This is a genomic window from Candidatus Avelusimicrobium faecicola (genome assembly GCA_900540405.1).
In the GTDB taxonomy this organism is placed as follows: Bacteria; Elusimicrobiota; Elusimicrobia; order Elusimicrobiales; family Elusimicrobiaceae; genus Avelusimicrobium; species Avelusimicrobium faecicola.
In genome coordinates, this window is record UQFW01000037.1 from 1 (window position 1) to 14,505 (window position 14,505).

The following is a 14,505-nucleotide window of genomic DNA, read 5'->3' on the forward strand; positions in this document are numbered from 1 at the left end:
CAAGTGAGCAACAAAGAAGTAGGGCTTTTTAGTAAGAAAACTGGCGGAGAGGGAGGGATTCGCCCTGCATAAATTTCCTGACGGAAATTTTGCCCGGGCCCGCCCTCGCGGTGTTCGCCTTTCAGCCTACGGCCTCAAACTCACACAACGCTGCGGGCTTCAAATCCCTACGCAACACCAAGCAGTTGGTGTTGCTCCACTCTCCCGGAAATCAAAAACCCCGCTTACGCGGGGTTTTAGATTTCCACGGAGAGGGAGGGATTCGAACCCTCGATACGGGAATTAACCCGTATAACGGTTTAGCAAACCGCCGCTTTCGGCCTCTCAGCCACCTCTCCAAAATTTGCGCTAACAGTAAAATACCGTCAACAGTTATATTATAACAAAATTTTTAAGGTTTGTGTTATAACATTACGCCTCATGTTAAAAGCTCTTTTTTAAGCCTTCCGGCAAGGCGGAAAATGTCTGCCCCGTCAGCGCCGTCCATTTTTTGCCACTGCAAATCCAATGCCCGGGGATGACGGCTTCCGTCACTTTATCATAGTTGAGGGCCGGTTCCGCGCCGCTTATGCGGGCCGCGGTTTCATATATAAACGCGGCAACGCGCATCAGCCATTGGGGGGCGCTGGGCATAAACGGTTTTTTTACCCCCATAGCCGCCGCCATTTGGGTAATAAAAGAATCCCAAGAATAAATATGCTCGTCACACACAAAATAGGTTTCGCCGCCGGTGTCCGGCCGTTCGTACGCCGTCACTAACGCGCGCACTAAATCGTCCACATGCACAAAGCTGAAAAACCCGTTGCCGGACGTGTTCACCATCAGCCCGCGCTTTACCCACGCGGCTATTTTGGATACGCCGGAATCGTTTTTGCCGTACACAATCGGCGGGCGAATAATCGTCCATTTAATACCGGGTTTTAAGGTTTTGACGGCCTTTTCCCCCCCTAATTTGGTAATGCCGTAATCGGACACCGGCTTCGGCTCGTCGGTTTCCGTCCGGGGATGGTTTTTATCTGCCGCGTAGCCGCTGGCCGCCAAACTGGAAACGTGAACAAACGTTTTTAGGCCCGGCGTTTGGTTGGCCGCCGCCACCACATTTTGCGCGGCCACCACATTGGCGCGCTCAAAATCCGCCCGGGAAAAGCCGAAAATGGCCGCCGCCAAATTAAATACGCCCTCACAGCCTTCCATGGCTTTTTGCAAGCTGGGCACATTATTATAATCCACCCGCACCACACGCACGGCCGGGTTGGCCGGTTGCTCTTTAGGCTCCCGGCGCGAGGTAATGCGCACTTGGAAACCCGCCTGCAAAAGCGCATCCGTCAATTTGCGGCCGATAAAGCCGTTGCCGCCGGTAATTAAAACGGTCGGTTTCATTAATCCACCTTAATATCCAGGGTATCTTCCATCTTTTTTACGGCTTTTTTGGTGTGTTTCTGGATTTTTGCTTTGGTTTCGTTTACGCCTTCTTTATTTTCTTCCATTTCCTGATTGACGAAATTTTCGGCGCGGTCTGCCCGGCGGCGTACAAAGTCAAAATTAAATGTAAAACGGTTTAAGCCGCGTTTAATGTCCTCTTTGGTGGGGACTTCGCCATATTTTATTTTGTTAATAGGGGTCACGTTGTCTTTCTGCGGGAAATACCACAACAACGAACACATAATCATAACCACCAAAACAAAGGTAATCAACTTATTGAGCGACGGGAAGTTATACAACCCCAACATATTGCTGATGATAGACAATACCAAAATAACCCCGGTCCACATAGCCAACGTCACGCCCACAAAATACAGGCCCGCCGCATCATAATTGGGGTACAAAACCATTACCACAAAATAGCACATCAATAAAAACATAAAACGCTGCCAACCATTCATAATTATTTCTCCTGTTTGAATTCTACCGCCACAGTCAGTTCGTCCTTTTCGTAATACATAGGCAAGGGCGAAAAAGGCCCGGCGTTAATAACGGCAGAGGAAGCCGCAAAATCATAAGTATCATCCCCGGACGAACGCTGTACGGTCACATTTTTTACCTTGCCGTCCCGGGCAATAGAAAAAGCTACAAGCGCGGATAACACATTCCCCGCCGGACGGCGTTTTTCCCACTCAATCCATAAAGAGTTTCTAACCTGCGTGATGTACCACGGATAAGGGAAATTGGCAAAATCGGTTTGAATATTCCCGCCTTGAAATTCGCCCTCTTTGCTGGCTTGCAAAGAGTCATCTTTTCCGCCCTCGCCTTCCTCTAAAATGCTGGGGGCGGCCAACGGCGCGGGGGCGGGTTGCTTTTTGACCGCCTGTTTTTTGGCGGAAATTTCACTCTTGGACGCATACGCCTTTTTAACAGGCTTGGCGGCCGGCTGTTGGCTGGCGGTATCCGTCACGGCCGGGGCTTTTACCTCGGGCGCTTTGGGCTTTTGGGCGGGCGCGGGCGCTTTGGCTTCCTGCCCGGTGGTAGCCACCACCTTGCCACTGCCGATAAAATCTATCGTATAGGTGGCAGAGGGCTTTTTCCCGGCCGGAAGCATTACCAGGAAAATAAGCAAAAACAGTAAGGCGTGTACTCCGCCCGAATACGCAAGATAACGGTTCATTAGTTTTTAGATAAAACCCCAATACCCAGTTTGGCCGCGCCTAATTTTTTGGCGGTGTCAAACACGTCCACCACGGTTTGTATGGGCACTTCTTTATCCGCCTGGACTAAAATGGTTTTTTTATTGGCCTTGCCCATACGCAACACCAACTCACGCTCCAACGCGGCGGGCGATATTTTTTTATCGGCCAGTAAAATCGCCCCGCTTTTAAGCACTTCTATACGGATGACGTCGTCCTCGGCCGTGGTATTAATGGCCTTAGCTTTGGGCAAATCCACGCTTAACTGCATTTGCACCAAAAGCGGGCTCATAACCATAAAAATAATCAGCAAAATCAGCGTAATATCAATAAACGGCACCATATTGATTTCCGCCATGACGGTTCTTTGTTTATGCGCCATTATTCTTGCACCCGGTTATAGATAATTTCGTCGGCAATGTTTTCCAATTCTTTAGAGAAAAAATTGGTTTTGCTCAAAAAATAGTTGTAGGCAATAACAGCCGGAATAGCCACAAACAACCCGGCCGCCGTGTTAATAAGCGCTTCGGCAATACCGGCCGCCACCACGGAGGCACCTGCCGCCGCGGCCGCGCTGGAGGCTAAATCCTTAAAAGCGTGCATAACGCCGATAACCGTGCCGAACAACCCGATAAACGGCGTAATACTGCCCAGCGTACCCAATACCGTCAAGCGGCTTTGCAGGCGGGTAATTTCCCAATCAATGACCGAGTTGGCAATTTCTTTTTGTTCTTCTTTCGTGCGGCCCCCCTCTTGCAGTAAACGCAAAATAAGGTTAGAGGCCGGGGTGTCTTTGGTAATTTCCTTGCGGCAGGCGTCTTCCACCTTGGGGAAGTTGGACGAGCGCAACGGGTGGCGGCAATAGGCAATCAGCTTGCGCGATACTCCCACCGCTTTACGCAGGCGCACCCAGCGTTCAAAAATAACGGAAAGGGAATACACCGATAACAACAATAACAAAATAAGCACCGGCCCGCCGGCGGAAAACAACTCACGCAAATTAGTCATACTGGACATTTCCATTTCTATAAGCTCCTTTTTCTTTTAGCCGCGCACGGCAAATATTATAAAAATCTGTATCAAAATGTTGGCCATAAGCCCGGCGGCCACATCATCAAACACCACCCCAAAGGCATTTTCCATACGGTCAAACGTTTTTACCAACCACGGTTTTAAGGTGTCAAAAGTTCTAAACAATACAAACGCCGCCAACAAATACGGCCACTGCCGGGGCAAGAACATCATGGCGGTAAAATAACCGGCCACTTCGTCTATCACAATTTTGGGGTTATCGTGCCCGGTGTATCCCTTAAATTGTACTTTTTTACAAATATACACCGCAAATGCCCAAAACGCCAGTAAAAAAATCAAATACAGCATACCGTCTTGGGGCAAAATATACATAAACGGCACCGCCAACAGCGTGCCCAAAAAACCTGCCCCCGTATTTTTTTTGAACTTAAACACCAACGGCGGCAGATAGCTGATAAAAAACCCCGTAGCCAAACAACGTATTATTTTTTGCACGCGCTTATTCCCCACGATTTTTCCAACAATTCCCAATTATTTTTTAAGTAGGAAACCGCACTTATCCAGGTAATCACGGCGGCAATAGCCGTCATGGCGTACGGGAGCTGCTGCAACGTATAAAAAGTAATGGTAAAAAACCGCCGCGCACAGCCGGACGTCAGCCCGATTAAGTGGTATACATCCAACACAAAGAAAATCAGCCCCACGGTAGTCATTTGGATAACCGTTTTGAATTTTCCCCACCGTTCCGCCGCCATTACTTTGCCTTCCAACGCGGCAATTACGCGCAGGGTGGAAATCATCAGTTCGCGCAGTAAAATAAAAAATACGGCCCAAACCGGCACGTCCAATTCTTTAATGCCCACAAACGCAAACAACGCGGCCGATACCAAAATTTTATCCACAAACGGGTCCACAATGGCCCCAAACGGCGTAATGGTATTGGTTTGGCGGGCAATTTTTCCGTCTACCCAATCGGTAGAAGCGGCCACAATAAAAATAAGAGTGGCTACCAAACGCGCCCAGGCAAACGGCATTAAAATAAACAAAAACATTACAATAGAAAGCGCCGCGCGGCTTAATGTAATTTTATTGGCTAACGTCATCATTTTTTAATAACCTCTTTGAATAAATTTTTGGCAAGCGGTTTATTTTTAACCGTTTGTTTCAAATCGGCCTGCGTTTTCATCAAGTCAGATTCTATAATAATAGACTGCGGAAAATAATCTTTTCCGTCCAACAACAAATAAAGGGTATATCCGGCGGATTTATCCTTGGGGAGCAGTTTTAATACAGTCCGCTGGGGCGTGGAATCAAACACGGTGGCTTGGTGCGCCTGCAACAAAGCCGTATAGTGGCCGAAATCAAACAATGCCTTATTGGGTTGTCCGTTCACCCACTCCGCCCACGGCATAGCGGTTATTTCTTTACCGGAAGCATCTAAAATGCGCAATACTTTTTTATCGGTGACGGCAGTTTGCTCCGTTTTTTCTTCGTCATTTAAGGTATCCAACCGCAACAGTTGCCCTTGGGCTTGGAAAAACAGCTTGCCGTGCGAACGGCTGATAACCACTCCGTCATAAGAGGTGGTTTGCTCAAAAGCCGTATTTAAGGTGGTTAATTTTTTATCCCATTTTGCAAACGCCTTTAGCGGGTCCGTTTGCGCCGCTTTGGGGGCCGCTTTTTGGGGAGCGGGAGCCGCGGTTTGCCCGGCGGCAGATTTTTCTTGAGCCACGGCCGCGGTTTGCCCGGCAGGGGTTATTGGGGCCACTGCCGTCCCCTGGGGGGCCGCCGTTTTTTGGCCGGCCGCCGGGGCATTTTTGTCAGCCCCAAACGCACCAACCGCTAAACCCAGCAATAAAAAACTACTTATAAACCGTTTCATACGTTTCTTCCTTATAGTTATGGTCATAGGGCGGATTTTCCAAATCCTCAATGCCGGCATCTATCAGCTCGTAGTTAATTTCCCAACGGTTAGAGCCCTCCGGCTTGGTAATATACCCTTTCATTTCAAGCACGCTTAAAATGTTGGTGGCGCGCGCGCTGGAGCCGAAATTGGCCTTTAACAAATCCTGCGATACGCGGCGGCGCTCTTTAATCAGGCGCAACGCCTGCAAAATTTCTTCCGCACTGGCGCCCAAACCGTCCTGCGGGCGGCCGCCGGGCTGTTGTTCGGCCACAATCTGCACCGGATAATCCGGCGCGCCTTGCGCCCTTAAAAAGTCCGCCACGGCATTGATTTCTTTTTCGGACACATACGCCCCCTGGATACGTAGCGGATTTTTGTCGGACGTGCTTTGATACAGCATATCCCCGCGGCCCAGTAAATCTTCCGCGCCGGTGCTATCCAAAATAACTTTAGAGTCTATGGACGAAGCCACCTGCAACGCAATACGGGAGGGCAAGTTGGCCTTAATCACCCCGGTAATTACCTTTACGGAAGGGCGCTGGGTGCAAAGAATTAAGTGAATCCCCAACGCGCGGCCCATTTGCGCCAAACGCTGGATGGAGTCTTCAATAGAGGCTTTGGTTTGGAGCATAAGGTCGGCCATTTCGTCTATAATAACAAAAATATAGAACATTTTTTCTTCGCCGTTTTTCTCCGCCCACTGGTTGTAGCCTTCCATATTTTTCACTTTGGCAAGCTGCATAATTTTAAGGCGTTTTTCCATTACTTTTACTAACATCTGTAAGGATTTGGCCGCCCCTTGCGCGTCCGTCACTACGTCCACGTCGTCGCACGAGGTTTTGGGGTCATACAGGTATGGGATTCCCTCATACAAGGTCAACTCCACGCGCTTGGGGTCAATCATCAAAAATTTGGCCTGGTCCGGGCGGAGTTTGTAAATAATGGACATAATAATTGTATGCAAACAGATAGACTTACCGCTGTTGGTGGCCCCGGCAATTAAAATATGCGGCCATTTTTCCGCCACGGACCCGGCCGGTTGGCCGTCCGCATAGCGGCCCAACGCTATCGGAATAGCGGCTTTAGAGGCGGCATAGACGGAAGATTGCAAAATTTCTTTCATAGTCACCATGACGGGGCGGTCGTTGGGGATTTCAAACCCGACGGCATTTTTGCCCGGAATAGGCGCCTGCACGCGCAGGGAGCGGGCCTCCATACTGGCCTGAATATCCTGCGTGCGGGCCGTAATGGAAGCAATCGTCACGCCGGGGTCCGGCTTGATTTCATAGCGTGTCACCACCGGCCCCGGGGATACCCCCGTGACACTGGCTTTAATATCAAAATTTTTAAGGGTTTGCTCCAGGCGTTTGGTGGCTTGGGTAATTTCTTCGTCTGTCGGGCCGACAATGCCGTTATTGACCGGGTCGTTTAACAAGTCCAAAGACGGCAGTTGAAAGGTTTTCGGGTCAAAAGGTTTGCGCTCGCCCTCCGGCTGGGTGGCAGGAACAGAGGCCGCTTCCACCGGGGCGGCAGAAGATTCGGCACGCATTTTTTCCGGGCTGGGCAGTTTGATAATTTCCGCCACCGGGCGGCGGATTTCCGGCTTGGAATGGCGTTCTTCTTCCGGGGAGTCCGCGGATTTTTCGTCGTGCGTTTGGGCGGACGCGGCTTTGATTTCCTCTTTCCCGGTTTGTACTTTTTCTTTTAATTCGGCGCGGGCGTCTAGCCATTCGTTATAATCCGCGCGGATAAATTCGCCGGTTTTTTGCACAATTACGCCCCACGGAATAGCAAACAACATGTGCAGGCCCACCAATATCAGCGCCAGCGAAAACACGCCGGAGCCGAACGTGCCCGCAATTCCCTTAAACCACAAAAAGACCTCTTGCCCGAACTGCCCGCCGGAGATGTTGGATTTGGGCAACAGGGAATGGAGCAAAGCTAACAGGCTGGCTCCCGCGCACAAAGTAGTGCCGCTGCCCAATAAAAAGAATAAAAAGGCGGCGCTTTTTTTCCGCACGCTTTGCACCAGCCAATACGCCAGGAAAAGCGGCAACAAAACAGACGTTTGGCCGATATATTTGTATAGCTGGCCGGCCAGCGTATCCCCTAATACCCCGCGCCCTACATTAAACCACAAAATGCAAAAAAGCCAAACGCAAAGCGCCCCGCCCAAAATATACAGGGCAGACGGCACCCAGTTGGCGGTGGTGGCTTTTTTAGTTCTTTTTTTGGATTTTTTATATGTGGTTCTATATCTGACCATACCGTATATTTTACCAATTTTTAACCGCTTTGTAAGGTTTGGAAAATTCCCCTTATAAGGGGCCCGGTAAAACAAAAAACCCGGTGGCTGTTCGGGCTCACCGGGTGCATAAAAAACGGCTATAATGTGGGAGGCAGTGGCGGTTGGGCCGCGGCAGGTGCCGGCATGGGAACCTGTACCAAAGCCACATTATAATTCAGCTCGTCCGCTTCCAGCGTAATTTTACCTTGGGCGAACAGCGTGCCCAGGGCCATATACAAAACAGAGCTGGGCAGTTGGAACGTTATTTTCAGCTTCCAGGAAGAAGCCGTTTTATGTTCCGCCAGGTATTGCAAAATCCGGGCGCAGGCCACTTGGATATTTTCGGCTATCGGATTCATACTTACGCCCGTTCAATGGCAAACAGCGCATCACCCTGTTTAATCGGCTTGCCGTTTTCCACCAATACTTTTTTAACAATACACGGGAAATCCGCGCGGACTTCGTTAAATACTTTCATGGCTTCAATCAGGCAAATCACTTCGCCTTTTTCCACCTTGGCGCCTTCTTTTACAAACGGCGGGGCGGACGGAGTGGACCCGCGGAAGAAAATACCCATCAGCGGGGATTTGATTACTTCTTTATATTGTTCCTGCGCGGGCACGGCCGGGTTGCCGCCTTGCGCGGCAGAAAAACCACCCGCATTGACGGGCACGGGCACCATGGCCGGTTTGGCTTTTACCAGGCGCAGATACAGGCCGTTCTGGTTATACTCAATGGTATCTAAAGAATTGTCCTGCATGAATCCGTAAAGTTGCTTTACGTCTGTCAAAATCGGGGATTCTTTAGCGGCCGTCTTTTTAACGGCGGCAGGAGCGTTCTTTTTGGCTGCTGTTTTTTTCATAAAGAAAATAACCTCGGTAATAAATATAAATTGCTTATGTATATTTTACATAATTTTACGGCCCAATGGCACGCTTGTTGCCTGCGCTATTGGGCAGAGTCCGGCAAAAGCTCCGGCTGTCGGGCGGTTTCCAGGCGTTTTATTTGCGCCGGAGTAATGGGCTGGCGCAAGCCGAATGTGCGCAGGGCTTCATACGCGGATATGGCAAAATTCAGGCTTTCCGCTACCTCTTTGCGCACCACCCAGGTATTGATACCCACTACGCGGCCCGAATCTTTCAAAATTAACGGCCCGCCGCTGTTGCCGCTGTTTACAGCCGCATCCGTTTGTATCATATCGCGCCCGTGTTCGTCCCGGCGCAACGCGCTGATAATCCCCTCGTTCACGCTCCAACGGTATCCTTTCGGCTCGCCCAACGAGGCTACCGCGGCCCCGGTATAATACTGGGTGCGGTCCGGCTCTAACATGAGCCACGGGAAGTTTTCCCCCTCCAGTTTTAAGAGGGCCAAATCCCGCGCCTGATTGCGCGCCACCACGCGGGCATAACGCTTGGGGTACCCGGGGCCGTCCGGCGAATACTCCTTATCCCCATATAAAACCACTTGCACGTCCCGGGCTTTTTCTACCACATGGGCATTGGTCAGCAAATAGCCGTCCGCACTGATAAAAAAGGCCGAACCGCTGCTTTGGTCCCTGGAGTTTAAGACGGTAGCCACCGCTTTTAAGTAAGCGGTATAATCCGCATCCATGCGGGTTAAATCCGCTTGCGCGGCGGGGCTGGCAAATATCACGCGGTCATCTTGCATTTGCTTGACTATCCGTTTAAGCAACTTGGTTAAAATTTGCTCGTAATTGTGGGTTAAATCTCCCCCAATCGCTTGGATTTGCAACGGGCTGAACAACCCCAGCGTATAAGTGGCTAAACCATCCGCCACATAGGTAGAGGCGGCAAAGCGGATTTTTTCTTTATCTTCTTCCTGATAGACCGCCACCGGGGCCCCGGTATGCGGATTACGCAACGTAATGCGTAAAACCGCATTTGCATACGGCAGGTGCCGGACACGCAAACGGCGCGGATTATAATATCCGTTGCCCTCGTGGCGCATATAAAAACGGCGTTCTTCTTCATAACGCGGGAAAAATTCCACCTCGGCCGTATAATCGTACCCCTTGCGTTGGCTGTACACATTGGCTTCCACGCGCTCAAACAGGGTGGAAAGCGCATCAGCCGCCGCCGCGGACAGGCCGTCATCCGTGCGAATCACAAACCGGCGGAAAGCAATAAATTCGTCACTTTCCACCCGGAAGAAATCCGGCACATATTTATCCTGCACCACCATCACGCTTGCATTAATTTTGGGGGATACATCCGGCTGGCGGTACAAGCCGCGGCTGAATTTACCGTGGTAAGTACAACCGCCCAGCAACAAAACGGACATTAAAAGAGGTAAAATCTTCATGCGTATATTATAGCAAAAGCGCATACGCGGGCCGGATATAAAACCGCGACGGACGGAAAATTATAAATTATTACAAAAAACCTCGGCCAAGAAAAGCCGAGGTCTTTTGATTTTTTCTGCCAAAAATTTAATATTTGAAGGTATCGTAGCGGAGGTTGCCTTCTTTATGCACTTCTTTATAGGCTTTGACAAGCGCTTTGTAATAGGCCGGGGCGTTGTCTTCCCCATAGTTCAACCATTCGCGGATTAAAAACATATCTTTTTCGTGGGCTTTTTCAAAGGCGGCCACGCGCGCATACGCATTTTTACCGGGGATGGTTTTGGTGTACGCATAAGAATCCAACAGCACCTTATACTGTTCCACCGCTTTTGCAATTTCGGGCGCCGGGGTTTCCCCGCTCAACGCGGCCTCTTCTATTTGAGCCATTTGCGGCTTATAGTGGCGTTGGAAATTTTTAATATCTTTTTTGCTCACTTTATATTTGGCAACGCCGTAAATTTTATTGCGTTTGGCTTTGGCACGGGCCGGAGCCGCCTGCGGCATGGGCGCAACCATTTCTTCCGGCGCGCTTTGGGCCACGGCTTCATTACGGCGCTTTTGGGCCGCCCGGGCCTGTTTGCCCGCCTTGCCTGTGGGGCGCTCGGGCGCCGACGGAACAGCCGCTACGGCCGGCTGAACGGCCTTATCCTTTTGGGCGGGAGCGGCAAGCGCTTGCGGCTGTTGGTTGGAGCGCCGTTCTTTAGCGGCCCGGAGATTGGTCTGTTGGGCCTCTTGGCGGGCGGCTTGTTCTTCTTTTAACAGGCGCATATTTTCTTGTTGGCTATGCAACCGTTTTTTGGCCGCGCGGGCCATGCCGACGGTATCGTCCGGCAACGTCAAGGTATCCGGCTCAAAAGAGGACTTATACCCCATTTGCCGCTTAAAGGTGCTACGGGCCACGTTTTCGTTGCGTTTATATTCTGCGCGGGCACGGCAGGCATCCTTTTTTTGATATTTTACCGCTTTGGGCAACACCGCGGACGGCGCTTCCTTTTGCTGTAAGGCTTTTACCACCTGCGTTTTGGCAGAAACCGCCTGCGCGGCTTGGTGGGCCGGGTCCGGCTTGAGACCCAATTTATAGCGCAACGCCCGGGCTTGTGCCAAAAAATCCGCCTTGGCTTGGCAATCGGCGTGCAAATGGGTTTTATCTTTCTTTACTGCGGTGGTGCAGTGTTTGTCCACCGCCGCGCCGCAGACCGGGCAAAGCGGGCCGCGCGGGCCTTTTGCCAAAGCGGCCTCGCATGCGTAGCGCTCCTGCGCCTGCTTTTCAAAACCGGTATCTTGGAGTTTAAGCCATTGGGCGTATACATTTTCGGCACATTCGGAGCCGCGCTCCACATAATACCCTTGGAAATAGACCGTCTTTTTGACATCCGCCTGCCCGCCGCAAAGGGTTTCTACATAAACAGGCTCTTGCGGAGTGTCTTGCCCCACCCCAAACTTGACTTGTTCCGCCGGTTTGTATTTAACGGGAAATTGCACGTTTAATTTTTTGAAAGAAACCTCTTGGGGAATTTTGGTATCCAACGCAAACCCGCCCCCTAAATTTATTTGTTTTTGGCTCTGCGCCGCCGACGGCAACACGCCAAAAGCCAACAACCCGAACAAAAGCGTATATTTATGATTCATGGCTCACTCCTCAATAGGGTATATTTCCTTTAATAATATAAAATTTATTGCCCGGTTGTACAAGGGCCCTTTGGCCCAGGCCCGCCTAGGCCCTTTGAAAGAGGCCCCGCCGGGATGTATTTTATCCCCCCACCGGCGCGGGGCAGGCGCCACAACACTGCCCCCCCACACACGCGGAAATGGAAAGCAAGGCACGCAACCCGGGGCCGGGCCCCCATATAGCAAAAGGCCCCGCCTAAAAAGCGGGGCCTTTTTTATTTTTGCATCGTGAAACTATTTCAGCAAGACTTTGCGGGATAAGCGCACTTTGCCGTTATTGTCAATTTCCACGCATTTTACTTCTACAATGTCGCCCAAGTGGAGGACATCTTCTACTTTGTTAATGCGTTTTTTGTCAATTTCGGAAATGTGCAACAATCCGTCCTTGCCGGGCAAAATTTCCACAAACGCGCCGAAAGGCTGAATGGAAACTACTTTACCCTTATAGATTTTGTTGAGTTCCGGCTCCGCCGTAATGGCATCCACTTCCGCTTTCGCTTGGTCTAAGCGGTCGCTGTTAGCGGCGGCAATGGTGACGGTACCGTCCTCGGCAATATCAATTTTGGCTTGGGTGGCATCCGTAATGCGTTTAATGTTTTTGCCGCCGGGGCCAATGAGCGCGCCGATTTTATCCACAGGAATATGCATTTTGAAGATAATAGGCGCAAAGCGGGAGATGTTTTCTCTGGGGGCCGCGATGGTTTTTTCCATGTGGTCCATAATGAACATACGGCCGCGGGTGGCTTGGGCAATCGCTTGGCCCAAAACATCCAACGGAATACCGGTTTTCAGTTTAACGTCCATTTGGAACGCGGTAATACCCTTGCGGGAACCCGTCAGTTTGAAGTCCATATCGCCCAGGTGGTCTTCCAAGCCCATAATATCGGAAAGCACTACAAATTTATCCCCTTCCGAAATAGCACCCATGGCAATACCGGAGCAGGCCGATTTCATCGGTACGCCGGCATCAAACAACGCCAAGGAGCCGCCGCAAACGCTGGCCATGGAAGAAGAACCGTTGGATTCGGTAATGTCGGACACTACGCGAATCGTGTACGGGAAGTCTTCTTCGCTCGGGAGCAAGGGCAGTAAAGCGCGGCGGGCTAATTCACCGTGGCCGATTTCGCGGCGGCCCGGGGAGCGGTCCGGCTTACATTCACCCGTAGCAAAACCCGGGAAGTTGTAATGCAGCATAAAGCGTTCATAGGTGGTGTCGTCCAACCCTTCCACCATTTGTTGGTCGTCCGGCGTGCCCAACGTGGCAGACGCCAAAGATTGCGTTTGCCCGCGGGTAAACAACGCGGAACCGTGCGCACGCGGCAAGAAGCCCACCATTGAGCTTAACGGGCGGATTTCGTCCGGCTTGCGGCCGTCCACACGCACGCCTTCGTGCAAGACCATCGCGCGGGATTCTTCATACATAATGTTTTCCAACGCAATACCCGCATACATGGCGGCATTATCGCCGTAAGTGGGGGTTAATTCTTCGGTAAAGGACGCTTTTAATTGGGCCACCTGCGTATCGCGCGTTTGCTTATCGGAAAACGCATGCAGGATTTGTTTGGCCGTTTCGCGGAATTTGCCGTTGGCCAGTTCCGCCACTTCTTGCGGGAGCTTTTCAACGACGTATTCAAATTTGGGTTTACCGGCCAATTCGCGCAGTTTTAACTGCACAGCGCACATTTTGTCAATTTCCGGCTTAGCGGCTTGCATAGCCTGGATGATGGCGCTTTCTTCCACTTCTTTCGCGCCACCTTCCACCATTAATAAACCTTGCGCGGAACCGGCAATAACCAGGTCCATATCGCAAGATTCTTCTTGTTCTTTGGTGGGGTTGATGACAAACTGGCCGTTAATGCGGCCTACGCGCACGGCGGCAACCGGTTCGTTAAACGGAATGGAGGAAATAACCAAAGCGGCGGAAGACGCGAGTACGGACAAAACATCCGCGTCGTGTTTATCGTCGCTGGAAATAACCATGGCCGTCACGTTGGTTTCGCAAGCGAAGCCTTCCGGGAAAATCGGGCGCAGGGTGCGGTCAATAATGCGGGAAGAAAGGGTTTCTTTCTTGCTGGCGCGGCCTTCGCGCTTAAAAAACCCGCCCGGGATTTTACCGGCCGCGTAGGTTCTTTCCTTATAGTTTACCGTCAGGGGCATAAAGTCGGAAATACCGGGCTTTTGCTCCTTGGTGCAAACCGCGGTGGCCAGCACCATGGTTTCACCCAAGGTGGCCACGACGGCACCGTCGGACTGTTTGGCTACCAAACCCGTTTGCAGGGTAATTTTTTGGCCGCCAATTTCCACATCCACGGTTTGAATATCAAACTTATGGTTGAAATTTTGCATGAGAGATTATTTCCTCAATTTAAGTTCTTTGGTCACTTGAGTATATTTTTCAAAGTCAGATTTCTTCAAATAAGCGAGCAAGCGTTTGCGTTGGCCCACCAATTTGTTTAAGCCTCTTTCGCCCGCAAAGTCTTTCGGGTTGGCTTTCAAGTGGTTAGAAATATATTGGATGCGTTCCGTAATAAGCGCAATTTGTACGGCGGCAGAGCCGGTATCGTTGGCGCTGGTTTGGAATTTGCTGATGATGTCTTTTCTGTCTTGCATGGAAAGTACCATTTTTTTG

General features: G+C 50.9%; 15 protein-coding genes and 1 tRNA gene. All 16 read right to left on the minus strand.

The features are described 5' to 3' along the window. Positions 1-247: 247 nt before the first annotated feature. The 16 genes from ACQY18_RS04650 to rpsO all read right to left on the minus strand — a co-directional run bounded on the left by ACQY18_RS04650 (position 248) and on the right by rpsO (position 14,498). Positions 248-338 (minus strand) — tRNA-Ser (locus ACQY18_RS04650). A gap of 85 nt (positions 339-423) precedes the next feature. Then, the gene (locus ACQY18_RS04655; RefSeq protein WP_428039022.1) at positions 424-1,380 is read right to left on the minus strand and encodes an NAD-dependent epimerase/dehydratase family protein; all 957 of its coding nucleotides are present in this window, start codon (positions 1,378-1,380) and stop codon (positions 424-426) included. Next, positions 1,380-1,883: a hypothetical protein gene (locus tag ACQY18_RS04660; RefSeq protein ID WP_428039023.1), complete on the minus strand. Its 504-nt coding sequence runs from the start codon at positions 1,881-1,883 to the stop codon at positions 1,380-1,382. The genes ACQY18_RS04655 and ACQY18_RS04660 overlap by 1 nt, the downstream gene beginning before the upstream one ends. Before the next feature lie 2 nt (positions 1,884-1,885). Beyond that, the gene (locus ACQY18_RS04665; RefSeq protein ID WP_428039024.1) at positions 1,886-2,602 is read right to left on the minus strand and encodes a TonB family protein; all 717 of its coding nucleotides are present in this window, start codon (positions 2,600-2,602) and stop codon (positions 1,886-1,888) included. After that, on the minus strand, positions 2,602-3,003 hold the full coding sequence (locus ACQY18_RS04670; protein ID WP_176777472.1) for a biopolymer transporter ExbD: 402 nt from the start codon (positions 3,001-3,003) through the stop codon (positions 2,602-2,604). Before ACQY18_RS04670 ends, ACQY18_RS04665 begins: the two co-directional genes overlap by 1 nt. After that, the gene (locus ACQY18_RS04675) at positions 3,003-3,644 is read right to left on the minus strand and encodes a MotA/TolQ/ExbB proton channel family protein (protein WP_176777473.1); all 642 of its coding nucleotides are present in this window, start codon (positions 3,642-3,644) and stop codon (positions 3,003-3,005) included. The genes ACQY18_RS04670 and ACQY18_RS04675 overlap by 1 nt, the downstream gene beginning before the upstream one ends. Before the next feature lie 21 nt (positions 3,645-3,665). After that, the gene (locus ACQY18_RS04680) at positions 3,666-4,148 is read right to left on the minus strand and encodes a phosphatidylglycerophosphatase A (RefSeq protein ID WP_176777474.1); all 483 of its coding nucleotides are present in this window, start codon (positions 4,146-4,148) and stop codon (positions 3,666-3,668) included. After that, a complete protein-coding gene (gene pgsA, locus ACQY18_RS04685) occupies positions 4,136-4,759 on the minus strand; it encodes a CDP-diacylglycerol--glycerol-3-phosphate 3-phosphatidyltransferase (protein WP_176777475.1) in 624 nt (207 codons plus the stop codon). The genes ACQY18_RS04680 and pgsA overlap by 13 nt, the downstream gene beginning before the upstream one ends. Then, positions 4,756-5,535: an outer-membrane lipoprotein carrier protein LolA gene (locus tag ACQY18_RS04690; protein WP_428039025.1), complete on the minus strand. Its 780-nt coding sequence runs from the start codon at positions 5,533-5,535 to the stop codon at positions 4,756-4,758. Before ACQY18_RS04690 ends, pgsA begins: the two co-directional genes overlap by 4 nt. Further along, complete coding sequence (locus tag ACQY18_RS04695; protein WP_428039026.1) at positions 5,516-7,825, minus strand: DNA translocase FtsK 4TM domain-containing protein; 2,310 nt, start codon at positions 7,823-7,825, stop codon at positions 5,516-5,518. Before ACQY18_RS04695 ends, ACQY18_RS04690 begins: the two co-directional genes overlap by 20 nt. A 119-nt stretch (positions 7,826-7,944) precedes the next feature. Next, positions 7,945-8,205, minus strand: coding sequence for a hypothetical protein (locus ACQY18_RS04700; protein WP_428039027.1), 261 nt, complete (start codon positions 8,203-8,205; stop codon positions 7,945-7,947). A gap of 2 nt (positions 8,206-8,207) precedes the next feature. Next, positions 8,208-8,708: a biotin/lipoyl-containing protein gene (locus ACQY18_RS04705; RefSeq protein ID WP_176777479.1), complete on the minus strand. Its 501-nt coding sequence runs from the start codon at positions 8,706-8,708 to the stop codon at positions 8,208-8,210. 86 nt (positions 8,709-8,794) lie between these two features. Continuing rightward, the gene (locus ACQY18_RS04710) at positions 8,795-10,168 is read right to left on the minus strand and encodes a S1C family serine protease (protein WP_428039028.1); all 1,374 of its coding nucleotides are present in this window, start codon (positions 10,166-10,168) and stop codon (positions 8,795-8,797) included. A 127-nt stretch (positions 10,169-10,295) separates the two neighbouring features. Further along, positions 10,296-11,837 (minus strand): hypothetical protein, encoded by a 1,542-nt coding sequence (locus ACQY18_RS04715; RefSeq protein WP_428039029.1) that lies wholly within the window; start codon positions 11,835-11,837, stop codon positions 10,296-10,298. Between the two features lie 273 nt (positions 11,838-12,110). Next, positions 12,111-14,222: a polyribonucleotide nucleotidyltransferase gene (gene pnp / locus ACQY18_RS04720; protein ID WP_176777482.1), complete on the minus strand. Its 2,112-nt coding sequence runs from the start codon at positions 14,220-14,222 to the stop codon at positions 12,111-12,113. A 6-nt stretch (positions 14,223-14,228) separates the two neighbouring features. After that, positions 14,229-14,498, minus strand: a complete 270-nt coding sequence (gene rpsO / locus ACQY18_RS04725) for a 30S ribosomal protein S15 (protein ID WP_176777483.1) — start codon at positions 14,496-14,498, stop codon at positions 14,229-14,231. Positions 14,499-14,505 lie beyond the last annotated feature (7 nt).

Bases quoted from the DNA above. Each gene is read 5' to 3' on its own strand.
- ACQY18_RS04705 (WP_176777479.1), bottom strand. From the start codon at position 8,708: ATGAAAAAAACAGCAGCCAAAAAGAACGCTCCTGCCGCCGTTAAAAAG.
- ACQY18_RS04665 (WP_428039024.1), bottom strand. From the start codon at position 2,602: ATGAACCGTTATCTTGCGTATTCGGGCGGAGTACACGCCTTACTGTTT.
- ACQY18_RS04715 (WP_428039029.1), bottom strand. From the start codon at position 11,837: ATGAATCATAAATATACGCTTTTGTTCGGGTTGTTGGCTTTTGGCGTG.
- ACQY18_RS04690 (WP_428039025.1), bottom strand. From the start codon at position 5,535: ATGAAACGGTTTATAAGTAGTTTTTTATTGCTGGGTTTAGCGGTTGGT.
- ACQY18_RS04695 (WP_428039026.1), bottom strand. From the start codon at position 7,825: ATGGTCAGATATAGAACCACATATAAAAAATCCAAAAAAAGAACTAAA.
- ACQY18_RS04660 (WP_428039023.1), bottom strand. From the start codon at position 1,883: ATGAATGGTTGGCAGCGTTTTATGTTTTTATTGATGTGCTATTTTGTG.
- pgsA (WP_176777475.1), bottom strand. From the start codon at position 4,759: ATGATGACGTTAGCCAATAAAATTACATTAAGCCGCGCGGCGCTTTCT.
- rpsO (WP_176777483.1), bottom strand. From the start codon at position 14,498: ATGGTACTTTCCATGCAAGACAGAAAAGACATCATCAGCAAATTCCAA.
- ACQY18_RS04675 (WP_176777473.1), bottom strand. From the start codon at position 3,644: ATGGAAATGTCCAGTATGACTAATTTGCGTGAGTTGTTTTCCGCCGGC.
- ACQY18_RS04710 (WP_428039028.1), bottom strand. From the start codon at position 10,168: ATGAAGATTTTACCTCTTTTAATGTCCGTTTTGTTGCTGGGCGGTTGT.
- ACQY18_RS04700 (WP_428039027.1), bottom strand. From the start codon at position 8,205: ATGAATCCGATAGCCGAAAATATCCAAGTGGCCTGCGCCCGGATTTTG.
- pnp (WP_176777482.1), bottom strand. From the start codon at position 14,222: ATGCAAAATTTCAACCATAAGTTTGATATTCAAACCGTGGATGTGGAA.
- ACQY18_RS04670 (WP_176777472.1), bottom strand. From the start codon at position 3,003: ATGGCGCATAAACAAAGAACCGTCATGGCGGAAATCAATATGGTGCCG.
- ACQY18_RS04655 (WP_428039022.1), bottom strand. From the start codon at position 1,380: ATGAAACCGACCGTTTTAATTACCGGCGGCAACGGCTTTATCGGCCGC.